Annotated in this window: 18 protein-coding genes; 8 read left to right on the forward strand and 10 right to left on the reverse strand. The window is 64.4% G+C overall.

All coding sequences use genetic code 11. The features are described from left to right. The first annotated feature begins 48 nt into the window (after window positions 1–48). Complete coding sequence (locus tag ACTHNR_RS19295; RefSeq protein WP_440549265.1) at window positions 49–705, forward strand: DUF5671 domain-containing protein; 657 nt, start codon at window positions 49–51, stop codon at window positions 703–705. Next, window positions 702–1,115 (forward strand): hypothetical protein, encoded by a 414-nt coding sequence (locus ACTHNR_RS19300; protein ID WP_440549266.1) that lies wholly within the window; start codon window positions 702–704, stop codon window positions 1,113–1,115. The genes ACTHNR_RS19295 and ACTHNR_RS19300 overlap by 4 nt, the downstream gene beginning before the upstream one ends. Before the next feature lie 92 nt (window positions 1,116–1,207). On the opposite strand, the gene iolB is transcribed toward ACTHNR_RS19300, so the two are convergent. The 7 genes from iolB to ACTHNR_RS19335 form a co-directional block, all read right to left on the reverse strand. After that, window positions 1,208–2,011, reverse strand: a complete 804-nt coding sequence (gene iolB / locus ACTHNR_RS19305) for a 5-deoxy-glucuronate isomerase (protein ID WP_440549267.1) — start codon at window positions 2,009–2,011, stop codon at window positions 1,208–1,210. Next, on the reverse strand, window positions 2,008–2,922 hold the full coding sequence (iolE, locus tag ACTHNR_RS19310) for a myo-inosose-2 dehydratase (RefSeq protein ID WP_440549268.1): 915 nt from the start codon (window positions 2,920–2,922) through the stop codon (window positions 2,008–2,010). Before iolE ends, iolB begins: the two co-directional genes overlap by 4 nt. 48 nt (window positions 2,923–2,970) lie before the next feature. Beyond that, the gene (gene iolD / locus ACTHNR_RS19315) at window positions 2,971–4,890 is read right to left on the reverse strand and encodes a 3D-(3,5/4)-trihydroxycyclohexane-1,2-dione acylhydrolase (decyclizing) (RefSeq protein ID WP_440549269.1); all 1,920 of its coding nucleotides are present in this window, start codon (window positions 4,888–4,890) and stop codon (window positions 2,971–2,973) included. A 26-nt stretch (window positions 4,891–4,916) separates the two neighbouring features. Then, a complete protein-coding gene (locus tag ACTHNR_RS19320; protein WP_440549270.1) occupies window positions 4,917–6,932 on the reverse strand; it encodes a bifunctional 5-dehydro-2-deoxygluconokinase/5-dehydro-2-deoxyphosphogluconate aldolase in 2,016 nt (671 codons plus the stop codon). Window positions 6,933–6,964: 32 nt separating this feature from the next. After that, complete coding sequence (locus ACTHNR_RS19325; RefSeq protein ID WP_440549271.1) at window positions 6,965–7,780, reverse strand: ATP-binding cassette domain-containing protein; 816 nt, start codon at window positions 7,778–7,780, stop codon at window positions 6,965–6,967. 17 nt (window positions 7,781–7,797) lie between these two features. Then, window positions 7,798–8,949: an ABC transporter permease gene (locus ACTHNR_RS19330; protein WP_440549272.1), complete on the reverse strand. Its 1,152-nt coding sequence runs from the start codon at window positions 8,947–8,949 to the stop codon at window positions 7,798–7,800. Window positions 8,950–9,049: 100 nt separating this feature from the next. After that, complete coding sequence (locus tag ACTHNR_RS19335; protein ID WP_440549273.1) at window positions 9,050–10,108, reverse strand: sugar ABC transporter substrate-binding protein; 1,059 nt, start codon at window positions 10,106–10,108, stop codon at window positions 9,050–9,052. Between the two features lie 223 nt (window positions 10,109–10,331). On the opposite strand from ACTHNR_RS19335, the gene ACTHNR_RS19340 reads away from it, so the two are divergent. Genes ACTHNR_RS19340 through ACTHNR_RS19350 form a run of 3 tightly spaced genes read left to right on the forward strand, consistent with a single transcriptional unit; the run spans window position 10,332 to window position 13,314 of the window. Continuing rightward, window positions 10,332–11,213 (forward strand): MurR/RpiR family transcriptional regulator, encoded by an 882-nt coding sequence (locus ACTHNR_RS19340; RefSeq protein ID WP_440549274.1) that lies wholly within the window; start codon window positions 10,332–10,334, stop codon window positions 11,211–11,213. Beyond that, window positions 11,206–12,219: an inositol 2-dehydrogenase gene (gene iolG, locus ACTHNR_RS19345; RefSeq protein WP_440549275.1), complete on the forward strand. Its 1,014-nt coding sequence runs from the start codon at window positions 11,206–11,208 to the stop codon at window positions 12,217–12,219. The genes ACTHNR_RS19340 and iolG overlap by 8 nt, the downstream gene beginning before the upstream one ends. Window positions 12,220–12,267: 48 nt before the next feature. Then, entirely contained in the window at window positions 12,268–13,314 is a 1,047-nt protein-coding gene (locus tag ACTHNR_RS19350) for a Gfo/Idh/MocA family oxidoreductase (RefSeq protein ID WP_440549282.1), read from the forward strand. 14 nt (window positions 13,315–13,328) lie between these two features. On the opposite strand, the gene ACTHNR_RS19355 is transcribed toward ACTHNR_RS19350, so the two are convergent. Then, on the reverse strand, window positions 13,329–16,409 hold the full coding sequence (locus ACTHNR_RS19355; RefSeq protein ID WP_440549276.1) for a hypothetical protein: 3,081 nt from the start codon (window positions 16,407–16,409) through the stop codon (window positions 13,329–13,331). A gap of 339 nt (window positions 16,410–16,748) precedes the next feature. On the opposite strand from ACTHNR_RS19355, the gene ACTHNR_RS19360 reads away from it, so the two are divergent. After that, a complete protein-coding gene (locus ACTHNR_RS19360) occupies window positions 16,749–16,976 on the forward strand; it encodes a sulfurtransferase TusA family protein (protein WP_115535308.1) in 228 nt (75 codons plus the stop codon). A 131-nt stretch (window positions 16,977–17,107) separates the two neighbouring features. Here the strand turns inward: ACTHNR_RS19360 and galU are convergent, their stop codons facing one another. Together galU and ACTHNR_RS19370 are read right to left on the reverse strand one after the other, a co-directional pair. Then, entirely contained in the window at window positions 17,108–17,989 is an 882-nt protein-coding gene (galU, locus tag ACTHNR_RS19365) for a UTP--glucose-1-phosphate uridylyltransferase GalU (RefSeq protein ID WP_440549277.1), read from the reverse strand. Between the two features lie 53 nt (window positions 17,990–18,042). Beyond that, window positions 18,043–20,925 carry a valine--tRNA ligase gene (locus tag ACTHNR_RS19370; RefSeq protein WP_440549278.1) on the reverse strand — a complete coding sequence of 961 codons (2,883 nt, stop codon included), beginning with the start codon at window positions 20,923–20,925 and terminating at the stop codon, window positions 18,043–18,045. Window positions 20,926–21,142: 217 nt separating this feature from the next. On the opposite strand from ACTHNR_RS19370, the gene ACTHNR_RS19375 reads away from it, so the two are divergent. Further along, window positions 21,143–23,500, forward strand: a complete 2,358-nt coding sequence (locus ACTHNR_RS19375) for a UvrD-helicase domain-containing protein (RefSeq protein ID WP_440549279.1) — start codon at window positions 21,143–21,145, stop codon at window positions 23,498–23,500. A 101-nt stretch (window positions 23,501–23,601) separates the two neighbouring features. Further along, window positions 23,602–24,438, forward strand: a complete 837-nt coding sequence (locus tag ACTHNR_RS19380) for a 5'-methylthioadenosine/adenosylhomocysteine nucleosidase (RefSeq protein WP_440549280.1) — start codon at window positions 23,602–23,604, stop codon at window positions 24,436–24,438. The last annotated feature ends 79 nt before the right edge of the window (window positions 24,439–24,517 follow it).

Consider the following 24,517-nt stretch of genomic DNA (forward strand, 5'->3'; position numbering starts at 1 on the left):
GGTCATGCACGACCGAACTGCGGTTCTTCTCCATGCGCGAGGAAAACGGTGACGCCGAACGAAGCGTTGGTCATTTTTGTGCGCGACGCACTGCAGCACGGCATGTCGCGCGAGCAAATCGGCGACGTCCTGCATCGGGCGGGATGGGAGCCCGGACAAGTCACGAGCGCGCTGGGCACGTATGCGGATGTCCCTTGCCCGATACCCGTGCCCGCGCCGAAACCGTATTTGTCGGCTCGCGATACGTTTTTGTACTTGCTGATGTTCACGACGCTTTATCTGAGCGCCTATCACTTCGGCAGCCTCTTGTTCGCGTTCATCGACCGCGCGTTTCCCGACCCATCGGAGCTTCGTTCAGCGGGGCAGTTCAATGCTGTCATGCGTGAGGGCATCCGCTGGTCGGTGGCCACGCTCGTCGTGGCGTTTCCGATTTTCCTTGCCGTGTCGGCGAAGCTATCGCGCGACGTCAAACGCGATCCGGGCAAGCGCGCGTCGAAAGTGCGCAAGTGGCTCACGTACGCGACGTTGTTCGTCGCATCGGTGACCATCATCACCGACATCACCGTGCTCATCGCGAATTTCCTCGGAGGCGGTTTAACCATCCGCTTCTTGATGAAAGTCGCCGCCGTTGCTTTGATTGCCGGCACGGTGTTGGGCTACTACAGCTTCGATGTTCGAAGCGATGAAAGGGAGGAGCACGCGTGAGCCGATCAGTCCGCACCGTGCTCGCCGCGTGCGCGAGCACGGCCGTCGTGGCCGCCGTCGTTGCCGGCTTATTCCTCGCGGGGTCGCCGGCCGAGGAGCGGCTTCGACGGTTCGATGCGCGACGTCTCGCCGATCTCCAATCGATCTCGCGCGCCGTCGATCGGTATTGGGGCCAACATTCGACACTGCCGTCATCGCTCGATGCGTTGACTCAAGACCGCGCAATGCGACTCAACCTGCACGATCCGCAGTCGGGCGCGCCCTATGAATATCGACCGGGCGCCGGCAACGCCTACTCGGTGTGCGCCACATTCGCGCGCGACGCCGAGAACGGCGCCGCGCAAGGCCAGGCATGGGCCTACGCCTCGGGCAGGTACTGCTTCCCACGCGAGGCGCGCTCGGCCCGTTAGGCGAGGTGGAAGTGGCCGAATTGACGGGTGGAGCCGACGCAGCCGTGGCGGGTGTCGCCTGCGGCGGCGTGATCTGCTCGAATCTGCGACCGTCAACCGGCGTCGCGCTTGGCGATCCAGTCATGCGCCGGATCGTTCTTGAAGTGCCACACGCGCTGCGGCCCGGCCATGACGTTCAAATAGTACGACTCGTACCCGTAAGGAACGACGACGGGATGATAGCCGCGCGGCACCATCACGACGTCGTGGTCTTCGACGGCCATCGATTCGTCGATGTCGCGCGCGTCCGTGTAGACGCGCTGGAAGGCGAAACCCTGTGGCGGATTGAGCCGATGGTAGTAAGTTTCTTCCAGCGCGCTTTCGACCGGAATTTGATCGGCGTCGTGCTTGTGCGGCGGATAGCTCGACGAATGGCCGCTCGGCGTGCGCACCTCGACCACCAATAGCGATTCGGCCGGCTCGGTCTGCGGAAGGATGTCGCACACGTAGCGCGCATTGAGTCCCTTGCCGCGCACCGATCGCTTCATCTGGGAGGGGTCGATGAGCCGCGTGGGGTAGCGCCCTTGAGCCGGCGCGCTGGCGACGCCGAGCTGCGCATCGCGCTCGGCGCGCACCGTCGCACGTACGTGGGGCGGGACGTACAGCGCGAACGGAGCGGCGTCCTCGAAAACGCTGTCGCGCGCCCCGACGCCCGTATAGCGGGCACCGTCCGCTTCGATTGAAACGGCGCCGGAGAGTACGACGATGCACGATTCGCGCGCACTTTCATGGACGTAGAGGACTTCGTCCTGCGCGAGGCGATAGGCGGCGAAGCCCACATAGCGCCAGGCCGCCGATTCGGGCGTCACGCGCGCGATCGTCATGCCTTCGCGCTGGGCTTTGACTAGGAGGCTCATACCGTTTCCTTGGCGGGCGAGCTCGCAGCATCGACGAGCGCGCGCAGTGTGCGATAGCCGAGCTGCGCGTATTCGAAGCTCGGCGCGACGGCCGGATCTTGCTCGGCTTCGACGACGAGCCAGCCCCGATAGCCATGGCGCTCGAGGCCGGCGATGACGGCGGCGAAATCGACGGCCCCGTCGCCCGGCACCGTGAAGGCGCCGTTGACGACGGCTTCGAGGAAGCTCCAGTCGCGATTGCGCGCGAGCTTGATCACTTGAGGCCGGATATCCTTGCAGTGCACGTGGCAGATCCGAGGCGCGTACGCCTCTAGCGTGGCGAGCGGATCGCCGCCCGCGAACGTGATGTGCCCCGTATCGAGCAGCAATCCCACGGCGTCGCTCGTGCGTTTCATCAGATTGTCCACGTCGGCCGGCGTTTCGACGTAGGCGCCCATGTGGTGATGATAGGCCACACGCACGCCTTGCGAGAGCGTGTACCGCGCGAAGCGGTCGACGCGCTCGGCATACGCATCCCATTGATCCGCCGTGAAGAAGCGCGGGCGTTGATAGAGCGGTACCTTCGAGCCTTGAATGGTCTGGGCGACTTCGCCGTAGACCATGACGTTCGCGCCGTTCTTCGCGAGCAGGTCGAGATGCGGGCCGACAGCCTCGATTTCTTCCTCGGCGCTGCGCTCGGCGAGCCGCCCCGAATACCAGCCGGAGACGAGCGCCAGATCGTATTGCGCGAGCAACGCCTTGAGCGCCGCGGGCTCGCGCGGAAACTTGTTGCCGAGTTCGAAGCCTTCGTAGCCGATCGCGCGGCCTTCGGTCAGGGCGACGGACAGCGGCGTCTCCCCGCCGAGCGAGGGCAGATCGTCGTTCATCCACGAGAGCGGATTGACGCCGATGCGCACTTGAAAATCGGTCATGCTGCGTTCCTTTGTTCGCGTGATGTTTCGTTTCGATGTCGGGCGAGACTAGCGTTCGGCACTGCCGCCGCGCTGCGCGAGATGCGTCTCGTACGCGGCGCGCGCCGTGCGCACGGCTTCACGCGTCGACACTTCGGGTACGGCCACTTCCCACCACCAGCCGCCGTCGTCGGTCGTGCGCGCGGGATCGGTGTCGATGACGACGACCGAGGTGCGCTCGGCCGCGCGTGCGCGTACCAGGGCCGCTTCGAGTGCGGCCACGTCGGCCACATGTTCCGCATGCGCGCCGAGCGAGCGTGCATGCGCGGCGAAGTCGATTTCGGGCGCGCCCTGCGGGCCTTGCAGGCAATCGTCGAACAGGTTGTTGAACGGCGCACCGCCGCACGCTTGCTGCAGTCGATTGATGCAGCCGTAGCCCCGGTTGTCGAGCACGACGACGACGAGCTTGGCGCCGAGCATGACCGAGGTCGCGATCTCGCTGTTCATCATGAGGTAGCTGCCGTCGCCGACGAAGACGATCACTTCGCGTTCGGGACGGGCCAGCTTCGCGCCTAGGCCGCCGGCGATTTCGTAGCCCATGCATGAATAGCCGTACTCGACGTGATACCCGCCTGGGCGGCCCGCACGCCACAGCTTGTGCAATTCGGCCGGCAGCGTACCCGCGGCGCAAACGGCGATGTCGCCCTCGGGCGAGCTCGCGCCCGAGCGTTGCACGGCGCCGATGACATCGGCGTCGTACGGCAGCTGGCCGGGTGCGCGCGTGGCTTGGGTCCGCGATGCCACCGTCTCGCGCCAGGCTTCGCACAGCGCCTGCGAGCGTTGCGTCCAGGCCGGGTTCGCTTGCCAGGCGCCGAGCCGTTCGCTCAGCGTATCGAGCGTCGCGCGTGCGTCGCCGACGATCGTGTTCGCGCGATGCTTGAGCGCGTCGAACGCATTGGCATTGATGCCGATGACGCGCGCTTGCGTAAACAGCGTATTCGATCCGGTCGTGAAATCCTGCAGACGCGTCCCGACCGCGATGACGCAATCGGCTTCGTGCGCGAGCGCGTTGGCGGCGCTCGATCCGGTCACGCCGACCGCGCCCGCGTTCAAAGGATGGTTCCAAGGCAGTGCGCCTTTGCCCGCTTGAGTCTCGCCGACGGCGATGCCGTGCCGTTCGGCGAACGCGCGCAGCGCATCGGCGCCGCCGCGGCTATAGAGCACGCCGCCGCCGGCGACGATGACCGGGCGCGAAGCGCCTCGCAATGCCTCGAGCGCCGCTTCGAGTTCGTCCTCGCCGGGCGTCGGCGCGTGAAAGCGCACCACGCGCGGCTCGAAGAATTCGCTCGGGTAGTCGTAGGCCATCGCCTGCACGTCTTGCGGCAGCGCGAGCGTGACGGGGCCGCAGAGCGCGGCGTCGGTGAGCACGCGGATGGCGCGCGGCAGGGCGCTCAACAATTGCGCCGGATGCACGATGCGATCGAAGTAGCGCGAGACCGGCCTAAGCGTATCGTTGGCCGATACGCCGCCGTCGTGGAAATCCTCGACTTGCTGCAGAACAGGGTCGGGCGCACGCGAGACGAAGATGTCGCCGGGCAGCAGCAGCACGGGCAAGCGGTTGACGTGCGCGAGCGCGGCGGCCGTGACGAGATTCGTCGCGCCCGGCCCGATCGACGTCGTCACGGCCATCATGCGGCGGCGCATATGCGCCTTGGCGTAGGCGATCGCGCTGTGCGCCATCGCTTGCTCGTTGTGAGCGCGATAGGTGGGCAGCGCCTCGCGATGCTGATAGAGCGCCTCGCCGAGGCCCGCCACGTTGCCGTGGCCGAAGATCGCGAAGACGCCGCCGAAGAGCGGCTCCGTCGACACGCCGTCCTCGCTCACGACGCGCTGCGCGGCCAGATAGCGCACGAGCGCTTGCGCGGCGGTCAGGCGGATCGTCGAAGGCGTCGCTTCGGTCGGTCCGGCCGAGGGGGTGCTTGCACTCATCGTCGTTTCCTTGATGCGTACGTTCATCACGCCGCCTCCCGCCGCGTGCCGGCCGGAACTGCGGCGGCGCCGGTATCGGCGCGCGCCGCGCGCCACGCTCGGATCAATGTCTCAAACGTGTCGCGCACGTTCGAGACGAGCGTTGCGTCGTCGATCTCACCGGCTAGCCAAGCGCGGCTCGGCTCGTGAAAGATGGTGCGGCCAACCGTAAAGCCTTTGCATGTCTTCGATGCGGCCGCCGCGCGGAAACCCGCGCTGAGCGCATCGACGCCGGCGGACAGGCCAAGGAGCACGACGCCGCGGCAGTACGGATCGCGTTCGGCGATGAGCGCGTCGATCGTTTTCCATTGCTCGGCCTGCAAGGGGGCGAGCTTCCACCATTCGGGCTGAATGCCGAGGTTGTAGAGCCGCTTGAGCGCGCGAAACACGATGTCTTGTCCCGTGGGCAGCCCATCGCGCTGCGGCGGGATGACTTCGAGCAGCAGTTCGTGCCCGCTCGCTTGAACCGCATCGTAGAGCGCGCGCAACTGCGCTTCCTGCTCGATGCGTTCGTCGACCGGCGCGTCCGGGTGATACTGGACGAGACATTTGACGACGTGTTCATGGGGCCACGAAACGAGCGCCGTGCCCACCGAGCGGCCGTGCTGGAACACGAGCGGCAGCGAGCCGGGCAGCTCGACGGGCCGGCCGATCCACCAGCCGCGGCCAGTGGCGGCGTTCAGCGCATCTTGCCCGTAGCGGTCGTCGATCAGCACGCCGATGCGCCCTTGCAGGCCCAGCGCGGCCTCGGTTTGCGCAACCGCATCGACCAGCAGCCGCTTCAGTTCGGGGATGCGCGCTTCGTTTGCGCCAGTTTGCTGGGCAAGTTCGAAGAACTGATTGCGATGGTCGAACGCGAAGCCGAGCACTTCGTCGTGCACCGGCCGCTTTACGCTGACGCGATGCAGACGCGCGAGCTGAACGTCGAGGTCGGGGCGGCGCATGCGGACCGGATCTCGCGCGAGCGCCTCGCGTAGATAGTCGAGCTCCGCGGGCGTGGGCATGGCAGGCGCGCAGCCGTGGCGCGAGACGACAAGCGCGCCGCACAGGTTGGCCGTATGCGCGCAGCGCGCCAGCGGAGCATCGCGCAGCCATTCCGATAGGAAGCCCGAAGCGAACGCATCGCCCGCGCCGAGCACGTTGAGCACCTCGACCTCCATCCCATGCTCGGTCGGCGCATCGTCGATCGATGCCGGCACTTTGCCTTCGATGATCGAGCAGCCGAGCGGTCCGCGCTTGACGACGAGCGTGGCGGGCGTGACGGCCCGCACCATGGCGAGCGCATCGATGAGTTCATGCTTGCCGCCGGCGATACGAAATTCTTCTTCGGTACCGATGACGAGATCGAACAGCGGCAGGATGCGCTGCAGATGGGCGGTGACGCTTTCGTTCGCGATGAAGCGCGTTTCACCATCGGCCTTCCCGGTCAACCCCCACAGCACGGGCCGATAGTCGATGTCGAGCACGGTGCGAACCTGATTGCGCCGCGCGTATTCGAGCGCGCGCCGGCTCGCGCGGTTCACGCGTTCGGTGGAGAAGTGCGTGCCTGTGATCAACAGCGCCTTGCTCGATGCGATGAATGCTTCGTCGAAGTCGTTTTCGTCGACCGCCATATCGGCGCAGTTTTCTCGATGAAAGACGAGCGGGAACGTTTCGCGGTCCTTGATGCCGAGCAGTACGAGCGCGGTGAGCCGATCGGCGTCGACACGCGTATGGCTCACGTCGCATCCTTCGCGCTCGAGCGTCTCCGTCAAGAACCGGCCCATGTGGTCGTTGCCGACGCGCGAGAGCATGGCCGATGCGAGCCCGAGCCGCGCGCAGCCGAAGGCGATATTGGCCGACGAGCCGCCGAGATACTTGGCGAAGCTCGTGACGTCCTCTAGGCGCGCGCCGATTTGCTGCGCATAGAGATCGGTCGCGAGCCGTCCGAGGCAAACGATGTCGCGCGTGCGGCCCGGCGCGAAGCGGCTCGCGGCCGCGGGAGAAGTGGGAGAGGCTGCCATGAAAGAGTCCTGAATGAGCGTCGTATACCGCGTTAGATCGTTGCGCCGTCGAGCTCGGCAATCATCTTCTGCATTTCCGCGCCGCCCGCCATCATGTCGAGCACCGCTTCCTTGCTGATCGTGTCCTTCGTGAACGTGCCCATCGAACGTCCGCGGTTGAGCAGCGTGAAGGAATCGCCGATCGGGTAGGCGTGGTGCACGTTGTGCGTGATGAAGATGACGGAGATGCCGCGCTCGCGGGCTTTGTGAATGAGCTTGAGCACGTTGAAGCTCTGCTTGACGCCGAGCGCGGCCGTCGGCTCGTCGAGAATCAGCACGCGTGCGCCGAAGTGAATCGCGCGCGCGATCGCCAGGCACTGGCGCTCGCCGCCCGACATCGTGCCGATGGGCTGGTTCGGGTCGCGCACGTGGATGCCCATCTCGGCTAGCTTGTCGCGCGCGGTCGTGGCGGCGGTCTCGATGTCCATAACGTTGAGCAAGCCGAACAATTTACGGCTCGGCTCCCGGCCCATGAAGAAGTTGCGCGCGACCGAGAGCAGCGGCACGAGCGCCAAGTCTTGATACACGGTGGCGATGCCGAGGTCGAGCGCATCTTTGGGCGAGGCGAACTGCACGGGTTGGCCATCGACGAGATATTGACCCTCGCTCGGCTGATGCACGCCGGCGAGCGTCTTGATCAGCGTCGACTTGCCCGCGCCGTTGTCGCCGAGCAAGCAGTGCACCTCGCCGCGGCGCAGCCGCAGCGTGACGTCTTTCAGCGCGATGACGCTGCCGAAATAGCGGCTGACGTTTTCGAGCGCGAGGATGATGTCGGCGTTTGGGTCTTGCGTGGGGGTAGCGTCATTCATCGTTTTGTCTCCGTCGATCAACGCGACGCCGCAACACGGCTACGCACGTAGTGATTGAACAGCACGGCGAACAGCAGCATCAGGCCGAGGAATACACGGAACCAGTCGGAGTCGATATTCGTGTACGTGATGCCGATCTGCACGACGCCGAAGATCAGCGAGCCGAAGCAGGCGCCGACGATCGAGCCGTAGCCGCCCGTGAGCAGCGTGCCGCCGATGACGGCCGCGATGATCGCCTCGAATTCCTTTTGCAGGCCGCGGTCGGCCGCGGCCGAGCCGATGTCGCACACTTGCAGGACGGCGAACAGGCATGCGCAGAATGCAGTGAGCACGAACAGGCGAATCTTGACGCGCCGCACCGGGACGCCGACGTTCTTGGCCGCGTTCGGATCGCCGCCGACCGCGAAGATCCAATTGCCGAAGCGAGTCTTGGCGAGCGTGAAGGCGCAGACCGCGGCCAGCGCGAGCCACCAGACGATGACTTTCGGTACGCCCGGCACGAGCGGTTGGCCCGAGTCGAGCATTTTGACGAGCCCGATATGCCCGAGCCACTGGAACAGGCCATGAAACGCGACGCCTTGGAACAGTGCGTGCGCGAGCGCGCTTTGGGCCGCAACGTCGCCCACGCCCGAGATGATCGTGCGATCGGCGAACATGACCGAGAGGGCCAGCGTCAAGCCGCGCAGGATGAACATGAACGCGAGCGTGACGATGAAAGAGGGCAGGCGCGTGCGCATCACGAGATAGCCGTTGAGCGCGCCGAGCAGCATCGACCCGACGAATGCGAAGACGATCGCGAGCTCGATAGGCCAGTGAAAATACATGGTCGGCAGTGCGACCATCATGCCGGCGAAGCCGATCATCGAACCGATCGACAGATCGAACTCGCCCGCGATCATGAGCAGGCAAGCGCCGACGGAGATGAGGCCCAGATAGGCCGCCACCTGCGACCAGTTCATGATGCCGTCGAGATTGAACATGCCCGAACCGCCGGCGCCGATCGCGAAAACGAGGAACACCATGACGGTGCCCGCGAGCGAGGCGAATTCAGGGCGGGACAGAAGCTGCTTGAACCACGATTCGCGGCGCACGCGCTCGTCGGACGCGCCTTGGGGGTTCGGTGCGTCGTGTTTGCGTAGGCTGGCGTGGAAGTGATCGGCGACGCCCATCGAAATGTCTCCTTGGGCGCGGCGATGCCCGTCAGGGGATACGGTTATCGCCGCGCTGTCATGCTGGATAGCTGGATTGCAAAGGCCGCTGACGCTTCGATCAGCGGTACTGCCCCGCGTATTTGACGACCTTGTCGACGTTGGCCTTGGTGATGAAGCCCGGACCGGAGAGGATCGTGTCGGGCTGATAGACGGGGGCGAGCCCGTAGGTGTCGAGTCGCGCCTTGAACTTCGCATTGCCTTGCAAGGCCTTCTCGATCTTGAGCGGATCGCTCGTGTGCTCTTGCTTCGCGATGGCGAGCACAGCGACGGCCAAATAGCCTTGCAGGTAGGGCTGCTGGTCGATCGCGAATTGGATCGTGCCGTCCTTGATCGCCTTGGCGATGTCGTCGTCGAAATCGAACGTCGCGAACCAGACCTTGCCCGCGAGGCCCATGTCCTTCAGCGCGCGGATCGTCGGATCGGCCGAGAGCGGGCCGAGCGCGAGCACGGCCTGCGTATTGGGGTGGTTGCGCATATAAGCTTCGACCTTCGACTTCACGCCGTTCGGGTCTTGGCCCGCGTCGAGCGTCGACGCCTTGAAGTCCACGCCGAGTGCTTCGGCAAAACCGCGGCAACGCTCGAACGACGCCGGGTTCGTCGCATAGTGGTTCACGCAGAGGAACGACTTGATCCCAGCGGCCTTGGCTTTCTCGCCGGCGGCGTGGCCGGCCACGTATTCAGGCTGGCCGATGTGCATGATCGCGCCGAGCTTCTTGCTCTGTTCGAGCGTGCCCGAGTTGATCGTGACCAGCGGGATTTTCTTGTCGGTGACTTTTTTGATCGAGCTTTTCAGCACGTCGAAATCGGCGATGGTCGTCGCCACGCCATCGTAGTTGCGCGCAGCCGCCTGTTCCACGAGACGCGACATGTCCGACAGATCGCCGTTGGGCGGATTGCGGTAGTCGGTCTCGACGTTGAAGTCCTCGTCGGCCTGCTTGATCGCGTTCTTGATCGTGTTCCACCAGGAGTCGGAATCGGGCGCGTGGCTGATCAGCACGAATTTGGCGTCGGCTGCGTGCGCCGACTGGACCGCGAACGGACCGAACGCCAATGCGACCGCGGATGTGATTGCCGCGGCGAACGTCTTCACGGCGGCCTTGCGGGTGCAAAGTCTCATTTGTCTCCACCTATTCGAAGTTATGTCGTTGGGAGCGGCGCTGGACCGACGTATGCCGCTCACGACAAAGATTAGGCGAAGTCGTGAGCGATTGCAAAGAAAATTTCATTGCGATGAGAAATGGAAAATTCATTCCATTTCGCCGTGGACGTGCCTATAATCCGCATCGTCGGGAGGTGTGCGGCGAAGCCGTGCACAGTACCCGCTTAAAAGGACAAGAGCCATGCAGGAAGAGACCACCGACGAGCTGCCGAGCGTCGACGAACTCATGCAGCGTGTCGCCGAATCGTACGATTCGCTGCCGCGGCAATTGAAGAGCGTGGCGTCGTATCTCGAGCAGCACCGTTCGAGCGTGATGGTCGACCGGACGAGCGATATCGCCGCGAGCTGCGGCGTGCATCCGTCCGCGGTCGTGCGCTTTGCCCAGCGCTTCGGGTTTTCCGGGTTTTCGGATCTGCAAGAGGTGTTCAAGCAGGCGTACGCGGGGCAGAGCCCGTCCGGGCAGACCTACAAGCAGCGCATTCGCAAGCTGATCGACGAAAAGCCGGGGCGGCTCTCGGGCGGCAATGTTGCGCGCGAATTCGTGGCGGCCTGCCGCAACGGGCTCGACGAACTCGAAGCGACGCTCGACGACGAGCAGTTCGAAGCAGCCGTCTCGATGCTGCAGCACGCGGAGAACATCTACGTGATCGGGGTGCGGCGCTCATTCGCGGTCGCGAGCTACATCGTCTATGCGTTGCAGCACACGGCCAAGCGCGTCCATCTCATCTCGGGTTTCGGCGGCATGTTCCGCGAGCAGATCCGCAGCGTGAAGAAGGGCGATGTCGTCATCGCGATCAGCTTCGAACCGTACGGACGCGAGACGCAATACTGCTTGCGCATCGCGCACCATCATCAAGCGCAAACGCTCGTCATTACCGACAGCCGTTTGTCGCCGCTCGCGCGCTACGCCAGCGCGCAATTGTTCGTGAAGGAAGGCAGCGCGTTCGCGTTTCGCGCGCTGACGAGCACCATTTGCTTGTGCCAGGCGCTGTTCGTGGCGCTTGCGTACCGGCTCGAATTGAACGTGGAAGAATCCAAGGACACAGGAGGATACGATGACTAATGCAGGAAGCGGCGCGATCGACGTCGCAGTGTTCGGCGCGGGCCGTATCGGCCGCATTCACGCGGGCAACCTCGCTCGGCACCCGGGCGCGCGGCTCAAGTACGTGGTGGACGTCAATCGCGTCGCGGCCGCCGAACTGGCGGCGCAATACGGCGCGATGGTGGTCGACGCCGACGTTGCGTTGGCCGACACGTCGGTAGGGGCAAGCGTGATTTGCTCGAGCACCGACACGCATGCCGATCTCATCGAACGTTCCGCGGCCGCGGGCAAGCATATTTTTTGCGAAAAACCCGTCGATCTCGAACTCGAACGCGCGCGTGCCTGCGCCAAAGCGGTCGAAGCCGCGGGCGTGGTCTGCATGATCGGCTTTCAGCGCCGCTTCGATCCGACGTTCGCCGCGGTGAAGGCGCGCATCGACGCCGGCGAGATCGGCACGCCGGAGATGCTCGTCGTCACGAGCCGCGATCCGGGTGCGCCGCCTGTCGAGTACATCCGGCGCTCGGGGGGCATCTTCAAGGACATGCTGATTCATGACTTCGACATCTTCCGCTGGATTCTCGACGACGAAGCGCAATCGGTGCACGCGAGCGGAAGCTGCCTGACCGATCCGGCGATTCTCGACGCGGGCGATATCGATTCGACGGCCGTCACGATCCGCACGAAGCGCGGGCGGCTTTGCCAAATCAATACGACGCGCCGCGCCGCCTACGGCTACGACCAACGGTTCGAAGTGCTCGGCAGCGACGGGATGCTGCAAGCCGGCAACGTGCGGCCGACGGAAGTCGTCGCTTACTCGGCGAAGGCCGTATCGAGCGACGTGCCGGAAGCATTCTTCCTCGAACGTTATCGTGCCGCGTACGCAAGCGAGATCGCGCACTTCTTCGACGCCGTGACGCAAGGCGCACCGGTGCGCACCACGATCGCCGACGGCGTGAAGGCGCTCGAATTGGCCGAAGCGGCGACGAAGTCGTGGCGCGAAGGGCGGATCGTCAGCATCGGCGAATAAGGCGTAGGCACGCGAGCACAAGGGCAAGGAGCGAAGACAGTGACGACGATGGGAAAGCGCGCGCCGGTGCGAATCGGCATTGCCGGATTGGGCCGCCTCGGCAAGCGGCATGCGACGAACTTGGCGTATCGGGTGCCCGGCGCGGTGCTCGCGGCGGCGTGCAGCCCCGTCGACGAAGAGCTCGAATGGGCGCGCGAGACGTTGCCCGAGCCTCGGCTTTATTCGGACTACGAAGCATTGGTTGCCGATCGAGCGCTCGATGCGGTTTGGCTCGTCACGCCTTCCTCGCTGCATGCCGATCAAATCGTGGCGGCGCTGCGCGCGGGCAAGCACGTGTTCTGCGAGAAACCGCTTTCGCTCGACGTTCAAGAGTGCGAACGCGTGCTTCAGGTGGCGAACGAATACCCGCATCTGGAAGCGACGATCGGGTTCATGCGCCGCTTCGATCCGAGCTACCGCGACGCGTACGACAAGGCGGTGGCGGGCAAGATCGGCCGGCCGTTCATGGTGCGTTCGCAAACCACCGATCAAAACGACCCTGACGGTTTTTTCGTGCGCTTCGCGCCCACGTCGGGCGGCATCTTTCTCGATTGCACCGTGCACGATATCGACGTGGCGCGATGGTTCTTCGGCGGGGCGAGGGCGACACGCGCGTTCGCCACGGGGACGATCGCGCTGCATGAGGGGTTGCGTGCATGCGGGGATGTCGACAACGGCGTGGGCGTCGTGGAATTCGAAGGCGGCCGGCTCGCGGTGTTTTATGCGTCGCGCACGATGGCGCACGGCAACGATACGCACAGCGAGGTGATCGGCACGGGCGGGGCGCTGGCGATCGGGCACAACCCGCGCGCGAACCGCGTCGAGATCTATGACGCACTCGGGGTACGCAGCGAAAGCACGCCGACGTTCTTCGACCGATTCGAAGAGGCCTTCCTGCACGAGGCGCACGCATTCGTGCACGCGGTCGGGGCTCGACTAGCGGGGCGTTCGCCCGAGAGTGCCGCCGGCGCGACGCTTACCGACGCGTTCGAGGCAACGCGCATCGGCAAGGCGCTGCGCGAGGCGTGTGCGAGCGGGGCGCCCGTCGCGCTGTAGCGCGGGTTCCTCCACTACGGGTGAATCTGCGCACCGGGCTGAAAGCCGCTCGCGCCGATCTGCTTGTCGAGAAAATCGTCGGTCCAGGCCACTTGTTGCGGCTCGAGCACGGCGTTGCCGTCCTTGTCGTGGTGATAGATGTCCATCTCCTTGAAATAGGTGGCGATCGTATCGGCATCGCCGCCTGTCTTGACCGTTTTCATCCAGGCGATCATGTCTGCGTTCGTTTTCCCTTTGGCTCGGAAGTAGGCGGTCAGCGCCGGTCCGGCGCTCCTGCTGCCGAACGTATCGGTCATCATGTGCCGGGCGAATGGGCCGGCGATATTGGGCGGCACGCCTTCCGTCTCGAGATACTTCGAAACCGAATCGGCTTCATGAATGATGTCGTCCTGATTCGCGAGCAATTGGACCCCGGCCGCGGCTATGTTGAGCACGAATCCCACGCCCGTCCAACCGTCGACGGTCAAGCCCGCCAGCGTTTCCCCTGCGATGTCCTCTCCCGTCAGCGTGATGCCGCTTTCGAGCAACGAGCGCGCGGCGAACGTGCCGAGATCCGCGACGCCTGCCGTCCCATAGGCGAATTCGTGCCCGGGGTTGACGTATTTCGGATCGCCGATCATGGCCGCTAGGCCGCCCCACGCCACTAGGCCCCCGGCGACATCGGCGCTGCCGCTCAATACGGATCGGAATGCGCCTTTGAGCAACCCCTTGCTGGTATCGGACAGGCTCGTACCGTCGATCTTCTCGAGCATCGCCTCGAGCATCTTGCGCTGCGGCGTGGCCCCCGACTTGCCGTCCGCGGCTACGCCGAACACGCCCTGCTTCCAATTCGGCGCCACGGCGTTGGCAAGCTGGGACGCGCTGAGTGCGTCGTAGAGCACGGTGAAACCTGCATTGTCGAGTTCGTAAGCCTTGTTGTCTATGCCGTTCAAGCCTGCGTATTGCTGAGCAGTATCGGCCGTCACGAGCGAGTTCGCGAAGAAGAGTCCCGACATGAGACCGCCCATCCCGCGCGGTATGATGCCCGCTCCGCCGGTTTTCTCGGTCCCGAGCCAACGCTTGAGTTGGACCGGGTCCTTTTGCGCCGCCACTGCATTGGCGACAGCCTGGTTCGTCGCTTGCCCCATGAACCATTTGAGCGACCCGTTCGCCACGCGCGATTGCCACCAGAACTGCGTGAAGGGAATGCTGCCTGCTTTCGCTTTCTCGGCATCGAAGCCCGCCGCCTTTTCGAACGCGGCGACCGTGCCCGTGACGCTATCCGAGGTGGACGTCCACGAATTGTTGAAGCTGAATGCGGAGTCGTAACCCTCGCCTTGCAGTGCGCCGCCGTAGCGATCGAGTACGCCCTTGAACTTGGCGTAGTACTGCATCGCGCTCGTCTGACCGTTGACGATGCCGGTCAGATCCTTGGCGAGCAGGCCGTTTTGCAGATTAGTCACCGTGCCGTCTTTGTCGGCTTGAGTCTGCAACGAGCCCCATTCGTTCTTGCTGGGCCCTTTTTCGATCGGCACGAGCACCTTCGCGGCTTTCTGCTGCAGCGGCACGAGGTTCGTGCCTCGATACGCGTCGATGCCGCCTGCCAAGGCGGCGGTGCTGACGTCCCACATCGATCCATCGTTGGCGGCTTTGCTGTGCGCCGCCAAAGCCGCCGGCAGCGCGGCGCTCCCATCCTCGCTCAACGCGCGCGAGAGCGTGCCCGACAGCCACCGGCCCTGCGCCGAGACCGCGTCGTTTTCCGAGGTTTTGCCGGAGCGAATGGCGTCGATCAGGTAGCCCGCCATCTTGTCGACCGTGTCTTTACCCGAGTGCATGCCCAGCGCGGGATCGTCGCTGTCGAACGTGTTTTGCATGGCCGCCGAGAAGTCGGTCACCATCTTGCTGTACGGCGGCGGAGGCGTCGCACCTCGCGGCGACTGCATGCTGGCGCCGATCTGCTGCGCGATCTTCTGCATGATGTCCTGCACTTGCGGCGATGCGGAAATCAGCGACACCTTGCCCGGCAGCTTCGAAGTAGGATCCGTCTCGATACGCAGTTGCTGCGCGGCCGCCGCAGCCGCCGCGGCCTGCGGGTTCTTGCCACCCTTGGCGTAGGCGTCGTTGTACGCCTGAACGACGCGCTGCGCGGGCTCGTCAACAAAAAGCTGTTTGTCGGCCGCATCGAGCGCTTTGCATACGACGTCCGCGTTCTGCGCGCCGAGGTACGTGATATAGACGCCCTTGCGCGCTCGCATCGCGGTCTCCGCCTGCGCCGCATCGCCGTTCGTGCTGCTCAACGTGCTGCGTCCCACTTCGAGCAGCTGCTTTTGCATGTCGGCAGTCAATTGTGGCTCATTGCCCGGCTTCGCCTCGCTCATGATCTTGCCGAGCTGATCGGGCGTGCGTCCCCATTGCTTCAGTTCGGCCTGCACGTTGGTCAGCGCGGTGTCGACGGCCATACTGAAGTGCACATCGTCAGGCGCGCGCTGCTTGATCCCGCTGGCGATGCGGTCGAGGTCCGCTTGCGACGGGGCGGGCATGCCGAGCGTCGCATATTCGATTTCTGTTTGGACGGGGGCGACCACCGAATCGAACGCGGCTTCGCGGTCCTCAGGGTCGTAGCGCTTGTGCATCGATCCGCCCATGGCGTCGTAGTCCTGCAGCGCGGTGCGCTCCTGCCCGAGGAAATCGAGCCGCTGACCGTCGAGCACGGTGACCGTGGAGCCGATCTGCATGTCTCTGACCGCGTCCGCGGGGTTCGCGGGACGATTGCCGAACGCTTGCGGGTCGAGCCACGGCGTCGCCGGCAAGTTCGTGGCGATCGTTGCATCCGTATCGTTCGAATGCGCGAACAATCCCCGCTGGCCGTAGATCGACCAAATGGTGTCGCCCGAGTGCACTGGAATTTGCGCGATGCCGCCCGGGCTGGTGTCGGTGGGCGGCAAGGGCGCGAGCTTCGGAGCGGGATCGGGATCGCCCGGGTCGGGCAGAATGGGTTTGTCGCTGGGCGTCTTGGCCGACGCCGGGATAACGGTCGGGGCGGTTGGCGGCGCCGCATCCAGCGGATTGTCGAGCGGCAGGGTGTTGCCGCCTGCATCGACGAAGATCCTCACCATATCTTTACTCCCAAGCGTTCTTTCAACGTGCGGCAGGACACGCCGAGCGACTGGCCCGGTCGACTGAAAGCGATTTCGTACAGTATTGGTCGCGAAAACGGCCGGCGGGCAGTTGCACTCGTAGTGCAACCCGATGAAATCAACGGCCGGCGGCAGCCGAGCTACTGAATTAGGCTCTTGCTCCTGCGGGACGGCGTGGGCGTGACCGCGCGCGAGGGAGGAGGGAGTGCGCGGCGCTGGAGTAGAATTTCGTTTTTCTCGGCTTTTGTCGCGAGCGCTCCGAACGCTGCGCACTAGACGACCCTAAGCCGGGCGCTCAACAGGAAAGGCGGATAGCCGATGGAAATTCACAAGGAAGTCGACGCGCGCGGATTGAATTGCCCGTTGCCGATTTTGCGTGCCAAAAAGGCATTGGCCGATATGCAGAGCGGCCAGATTTTGAAGGTGCTCGCGACCGATCCGGGCTCGCAGCGCGACTTCGCTGCGTTCGCCAAGCAAACGGGCAATGAGATCGTCGAGAGTTCGACGCAAGACAAGACGTTCGTTTTTTTGATGCGGCGCCGTTAGGCGGCCGACGGAGCGGCATTCCACTCTCCGTCCTGACGTACTACCCACGACAAAAAAAGCGAGAACGATGACCGTTCCCGCTTTTTTTTAACCGACCGGCCGCATCGAAACGAAGACGCGACCGCCCAACGTCAACTATCCATCACCGGCGAGCGCGTACGCAGGTAGTGCTCGAACTCCTCGGCCACTTCGGGGTGACGCAGCGCGAATTCCACGGTTGCCTTCAAATACCCGAGCTTGCTGCCGCAATCGAAGCGCGTGCCGTGGTACTTGTAGGCGAGCACTTGCTCGTCGCCCAGCAGCGACATGATGCCGTCGGTCAGCTGAATCTCGCCGCCCGCGCCCGGCTTGAGCGCGCGCAGGTGATCGAAGATGCGCGGCTTGAGCACGTAGCGGCCCACGACGCCCAAATTCGACGGCGCGACTTCCGGCGCCGGCTTCTCGACGATGCCCGACATCTTGATGATCGCGTCTTCCCATTCCTTGCCGTCGACGATCCCGTACGAGCGCGTGTCCTGCGGCGGAATCTCTTCGACACCGATCACCGAGCTGTGATAGTGGTCGAAGACATCGATCATCTGCTTCATGACCGGCGGTTCCGCATAGAGCAAATCGTCGGCGAGGATGACGGCGAACGGATTGTCGCCCACGAGCTTCTCGGCGCACAGCACCGCGTGCCCCAGGCCCAGCGCTTCGGGCTGGCGCACGTAGAAGCAATCGACGTGGCTCGGCTTGATGCTGCGCACGAGCTCGAGCAGCTTTTCCTTGCCGCGCGCTTCGAGCTCCGCTTCGATTTCGTACGACTTGTCGAAGTGGTCTTCGATCGCGCGCTTGCTGCGGCCGGTGACGAAGATCATTTCGGTGATGCCGGCGGCCATCGCTTCTTCGACCGCGTATTGGATCAGCGGCTTGTCGACGATCGGCAGCATCTCCTTGGGGCTGGCCTTCGTGGCGGGAAGAAAGCGCGTGCCGAGGCCCGCAACGGGAAAGACAGCCTTGGTGACTTTTAGCATGGCATTACCTTAATTCTCGAGTACTGGTGGGACCACGTGCCCGTTGAACGCTGTTACGCCGGCAAACGCGCGAGCTGCGCGCTGAGCTTGGCAATGGTGTCCTGATATTGTGACAGCCTTTTCTGCTCTTGCTCTACGACGGCAACCGGTGCTTTTGCGACAAAAGCCTGGTTTTCTAGCTTCGCCTTGCACTTGGCAATTTCCGCGTCGAGCCGAGCAATTTCCTTGCCTAGGCGTTCGCGCTCGGCCGCCGCGTCGATTTCCACGAGCAGCGCGAGCTTGTCGCCGCCGACGATCGCGATCGGCGCGCCTTGAGACTGCGCGTCGAGCGTGGCTTCGTCGGCCATGATGCGCACCTCCGCCAAACGCGCGAGCGCTTGTGCGTACGGTGCGAACGTCTGCCATTGGCTTGCGTCGCCGTGCACCAGTAGAGGGACTTTCGTTGCCGGCGATAGGTTCATTTCACCTCGTAAGTTTCTGCAACCGTCGATCGCGGCCTTCAGGCTTGCTGCCCAGCGCTCGGCTTTTTCGTCGATTTTTTTCTCTTCCGCTTGCGGGTAGCGTTGCGTCATGATCGACGCTTCGCCGCTTGCCGCGCCTTGCGGGTAGGCGTCCGTCAACGGCGCGACCTTTTGCCAAAGCGCTTCCGTAATGAACGGAATGATCGGGTGCGCGAGGCGCAGCACCGTTTCGAGCACGCGCAAAAGCGTGCGGCGCGTCGCGCGCTGCTGCTCCGGCGTGCCGTTCTGAATCTGCACCTTCGCGAGTTCGACGTACCAGTCGCAGTACTCGTCCCATACGAACTTGTAGATCGTATTCGCGACGTTGTCGAAACGGTAATCGGCGAAGCCCTTCTCGACCTCCGCTTCCACGCGCTGCAGCAGCGAGACGATCCAACGATCGGCTTGCGAGAAATCGGTGTAGCCGCCGGGGCCGCAATCGCCGGGCGCGCAGGCGCCGGGTTTCGAGAAACCGCAATCGTGCCCTTCGCAGTTCATCAGCACGAAGCGCGTCGCGTTCCAAAGCTTGTTGCAGAAGTTGCGATAGCCTTCGCAGCGCGCGAGGTCGAAATTGACGTTGCGCCCGAGGGTGGCCATCGAGGCCATCGTGAAACGCAGCGCGTCGGTGCCGAAGGCGGGAATGCCTTCGGGGAATTCCTTGCGCGTCTTTTTCTCGATCGAAGCGGCTTGCTTCGGGTTCATGAGGCCCGTCGTGCGCTTGGCGACGAGCGATTCGAGATCGATGCCGTCGACGATGTCGATCGGGTCGAGCGTATTGCCCTTGCTCTTCGACATCTTTTGCCCCTCGTGATCGCGCACGAGACCGTGCACGTACACGGTACGAAACGGCACCTTCCCCGTGAAGTGCGTCGTCATCATGATCATGCGCGCAACCCAGAAGAAGATGATGTCGAAGCCCGTCACGAGTACGGAGGAGGGCAGGAACGCCGCCAGCTCCGGCGTTTCGTTCGGCCAGCCGAGCGAGGAAAACGGCACGAGCGCCGACGAGAACCACGTGTCGAGCACGTCGTCGTCGCGCTCGAGGACGCCCGTGTAGCCGCGCGCCTGCGCTTGGGCGCGCGCGTCGGCCTCGGTGCGGGCGACGAACACTTCGCCGTTTTCGCCGTACCAGGCGGGAATTTGGTGACCCCACCAGAGCTGGCGAGAGATGCACCAATCCTGAATGTTTTCGAGCCACTGGTAGTAAGTGGTCAGCCAGTTTTCGGGAACGAACTGAATCTCGCCGCTGCGCACGACGTCGAGCGCCACTTGCGCGATCGACTTGCCGGGGTTAAACGTGCCTTCGGGCGCCGGCTTGCTCATCGCGACGAACCATTGATCGGTCAGCATCGGTTCGAGCACGACGCCCGTGCGGTCGCCGCGCGGCACCATCAGCTTGTGGTCCTTGACCGATTCCAAGAGGCCCTGGGCGTCGAGGTCGGCCACGATGCGCTTGCGCGCCTCGAAACGATCTAGCCCACGATACGCGGCCGGCGCGTTATCGTTGACCTTCGCCTCGAGCGTGAGCATTTCGATTTGCGGCAGGCCGTGGCGCTGGCCGACTTGGTAGTCGTTGAAATCGTGCGCGGGCGTGACTTTGACGACGCCCGTGCCGAATTCGCGCTCGACGTAGTCGTCGGCGATGATGGGAATCTCGCGCTCGGTCAGCGGCAGCTTGACCATCTTGCCGATCAGGTGCACATAGCGCTCGTCCTCGGGATGCACCATGACGGCGACGTCGCCGAGCATCGTTTCGGGGCGCGTCGTGGCGACCGTCAAATGGCCGCTGCCGTCGGCGAGCGGATAGCGGATGTGCCACAGATGGCCGCTTTCTTCCTCGCTGGCCACTTCCAGGTCGGACACGGCCGTCATCAACACCGGGTCCCAATTGACGAGGCGCTTGCCGCGATAGATGAGGCCCTGTTCGTAAAGGCGCACGAAGACGTCGCTGACGACCCGCGACATCTTCTCGTCCATCGTGAAGTACTCGCGCGACCAATCGATCGAGGCGCCCAGGCGCCGTACCTGGTTCGTGATCGTCGAGCCCGATTTTTCTTTCCATTCCCAGACGCGTTCGACGAATTTTTCGCGGCCCAGATCGTGGCGCGACACGCCTTGCTGATCGAGCTGGCGCTCGACGACGATTTGCGTCGCGATGCCCGCGTGATCGGTGCCCGGCAGCCAGAGCGTGTTCTCGCCGAGCATGCGGTGGTAGCGCGTGAGGCCGTCCATGATCGTCTGGTTGAACGCGTGCCCCATATGCAGCGTACCGGTGACATTCGGCGGCGGCAGTTGGATCGAGAAGTTCGCGCGGGGCGCGCCGGTCGCGTCCTGCGTGAAGGCCGGTTTCGCATACCCGCGTTTTTCCCATTCGGGGCCCCATTGGGCTTCGATCGTCTGGGGCTCGAAACTCTTCGCCAGCGTAGTGTCGGTCATGGTTGGAAATCCGCCGAAAAATGCCTGTGGTGATGGTGCGATACCGTGGTCGAGCGAGCGCCGGGCGGCGAAGCCGTCTCGAATCGCGAACTCGAAACCGTCAATTATAAGGGGACGGCCGATGCGCTCGTCGCGCGGCCTTATAATGATGGGCTTGCAACGCGTTGCCGCATGCGGCGCACGCCGCTTCTTCCGTCGATCTCGACCCGCTGCCTCCATGCCCGAACTGCTCGCCAACCTGAACCCCGAACAATACGCGGCCGTCACGCTGCCGAACGAACCGGCGCTGATCCTGGCCGGCGCAGGCAGCGGCAAGACGCGCGTGCTGATCACGCGCATCGCGTGGCTCATTCAGCAAGGGTTCGCGTCGCCGGCCACGGTGCTCGGCGTCACCTTTACGAACAAGGCGGCGCGCGAGATGATCGCGCGGCTCTCGGCGCTGCTGCCGATCGATACGCGCGGGATGTGGATCGGCACGTTCCACGGCTTGTGCAATCGCATGCTGCGCGCTCACAACCGCGACGCGGGGCTGCCGGCCACGTTTCAGATTCTCGACACCGCCGACCAGCTCTCGGCGATCAAGCGTTTGATGAAGGGTCTGAACGTCGACGACGAAAAGTATCCGCCGAAAAACCTGCAGTACTTCATCAACAACGCGAAAGAGCAGGGCCTGCGCCCCGATCAGGTGGACGCGAGCGACAGCTTCAACCTGAAGTTCGTCGAACTCTATCGCGCCTACGAGCAGCAGTGCCAGCGCGAGGGCGTGGTCGATTTTCCGGAGCTGCTGCTGCGCTGCTACGAGCTGCTCGCGCACAATGCACCGCTGCGCGCACACTATCAGGCGCGGTTTCGGCACATTCTCGTCGACGAGTTTCAGGATACGAACAAGCTGCAATACGCGTGGCTCAAGCTGCTCGCGGGCAGTGCGAACGCGATTTTCGCGGTCGGCGACGACGACCAGTCGATCTACGCGTTTCGCGGCGCCAACGTCGGCAACATGCTCGATTTCGAGCGTGAGTTCAACGTGCGCCATCTCATCAAGCTCGAGCAGAACTATCGGTCGCACGGCTACATCCTCGATACGGCGAACGCGCTCATTTCGCACAACTCGCGGCGCTTGGGCAAGAACTTGCGCACCGACGCGGGGCACGGCGAGCCCGTGCGCGTCTACGAGGCGGCCACCGATTCGCAGGAAGCCGCCTGGGTGGTCGAGGAAGTCCGGGCGCTGATGAACAACGGCGGCTTGGCACGCAGCGAAATCGCCATCCTCTATCGCAGCAACGCGCAGTCGCGCACGATCGAGCACACGCTCGTGAACGCGGGCATCGCGTATCGCGTGTACGGCGGCCTGCGCTTTTTCGAGCGGCAGGAGGTCAAGCACGCGCTCGCGTATCTGCGGCTCATCGACAATCCGAACGACGATACGGCGTTCGCGCGCGTCGTCAATTTCCCCACGCGCGGGATCGGCGCGCGTTCGATCGAGCAGCTGGCCGACGCGGCGCGTCTATACGGCTGCTCGATGGCCGCGGCCATTCCCTACGTGACGGGCAAGGCCGGCACGAGCCTTTCCGGCTTCGCGAATCTCGTCGCGAAAATGCGCGCCGAGACAGAGCGGATGAGTTTGCCCGAGACGGTCGAGTATGTCGTGCGCGTGAGCGGCCTTGCCGATTTCTATCAGAACGAGCGCGAGGGTCAGGACCGCCTCGAGAACTTGCAGGAACTCGTGAACGCGGCCACGGCGTTCGTCAGCGAGGAAGGCTACGGGCTCGATACGCCCGCGCGTTCGATCCGGCTCGCGCCGGGCGCGACCAAGGCGCCGGAGCTCGCGAGCGCTGGGGCGCAGGACGAAACGGTCGTGCTCGACGCGGCGAGCCTTGCCGATCCGGCGCAAAACCCCGACACCATGACGCCGCTCGCGGGCTTCTTGTCGCACGCGTCGCTCGAGGCCGGGGAGAACCAGGCCCAAGCGGGGCAGGACGCCGTCCAGCTCATGACCGTGCACGCGGCCAAGGGGCTCGAGTTCACGGCCGTCTTCATCACGGGTCTCGAGGAAGGGCTGTTTCCGCACGAGAACAGCGCGACGGAGGCCGACGGGCTCGAAGAAGAGCGACGCCTCATGTACGTGGCGATTACGCGCGCTAAAGAGCGGCTCTATCTGTCGTTCGCGCAAAGCCGCATGTTGCACGGGCAGACCCGCTACAACGTGCGTTCGCGTTTCTTCGACGAATTGCCGGAGACGACGCTCAAGTGGCTGACGCCGAAGGTCGAAGCGGGCGCGCGCTGGGGCGGGCGCGCCGAACATGCCGGATGGAATCGCGATTGGTTCTCGCGGCCCGACCGCGGCGGCGCATCGGCCAGCTTCGAGGCCGCGCCGCTGCCGGCGTTCGCCAATGCGCAGCGGGCGGCCGATACGGGCTTTCGTGTCGGGCAGCAGGTCTTTCATACGAAATTCGGCGAGGGCGCCATCACCGCGCTCGAGGGCAATGGCGCCGATGCGCGCGCCCAGGTCCGGTTCAAGCGCCACGGCGAGAAGTGGCTGGCGCTGTCGGTCGCGAAGCTGCAGGTCGTCGAGTGAGGGTTCGGGGCTGCGCGACCGCTTACCGATGAGCGTTTTTTTAGGGGCGCTTGTTGCCGCGGTCGGCCGGCGCCCGGTTATCTGACTTTGAGCACGACACGATGAGCACGACGAGCACGACGAGCACGACGAACGACAACGGCATTCGAGGCGATCGAGGCGCGGTGCGACCGCTCGGTGTATTGGCGGCGCTGCCGCAAGAACTGGGCGATCTCGTCGAAGCCATGCGCGCGGAAGGCGACATTCGCACGGTGACGCTGGGCCGGCGCGACTATCACGTCGGCACGGCGCAAGGCGTGCCGTGCGTCGTGACGCTCGCGCGCGTCGGCAAGGTCGCGGCCGCCGCAACCGTCAGCGCGCTGATTCACGTGTTCGACGTCGACGCGATCGTGTTTACGGGCGTGGCCGGAGGCGTGGGCCGTGGCGTGCACGTGGGCGACATCGTGGTCGCCGATTCGCTGCTGCAGCACGATCTCGATGCGTCGCCGCTGTTTCCGCGATACGAAGTGCCGCTGCTAGGCCGCTCGCATTTTCCAACGCATGCGCCGCTGGCCGGCGCGCTCGCCGCCGCATGCGAGGGCTTCGTGGCCGAAGAAGGCGCGGTGCTCTCGCAGCGCTTTGGTTTTGAATCGCCGCGTGTTCACCGTGGCCTGATCATCAGCGGCGATCGCTTTGTCTCGAGCGAGGGGGAAGTGCGCGCGCTGTCCGAGGCGCTGACCGACGCATTGGCGGTGGAGATGGAAGGGGCGGCGATGGCGCAGGTGTGCTACGAGCACGACGTGCCGTGCGCGATCGTGCGCACGATTTCGGATACGGCCGACGACCATGCCACGGCGTCGTTCACGAACTTTTTGACCGATATCGCCGGCGCGTACTCGTCAGGCATCTTGCGGCGCTTTTTGGCTGCGTACGCCGAGGGGTGGACGGCTCGAATTTGAGCGGCGCGGCTCAGGGATATTTTCGTCGCGCATGGATGACGTTTAGCACTGTGACCTCGGTGGGGCCGTCTTCGATGAT

This window comes from Trinickia sp., from assembly GCF_051954495.1.
Taxonomy (GTDB): Bacteria; Pseudomonadota; Gammaproteobacteria; order Burkholderiales; family Burkholderiaceae; genus Trinickia.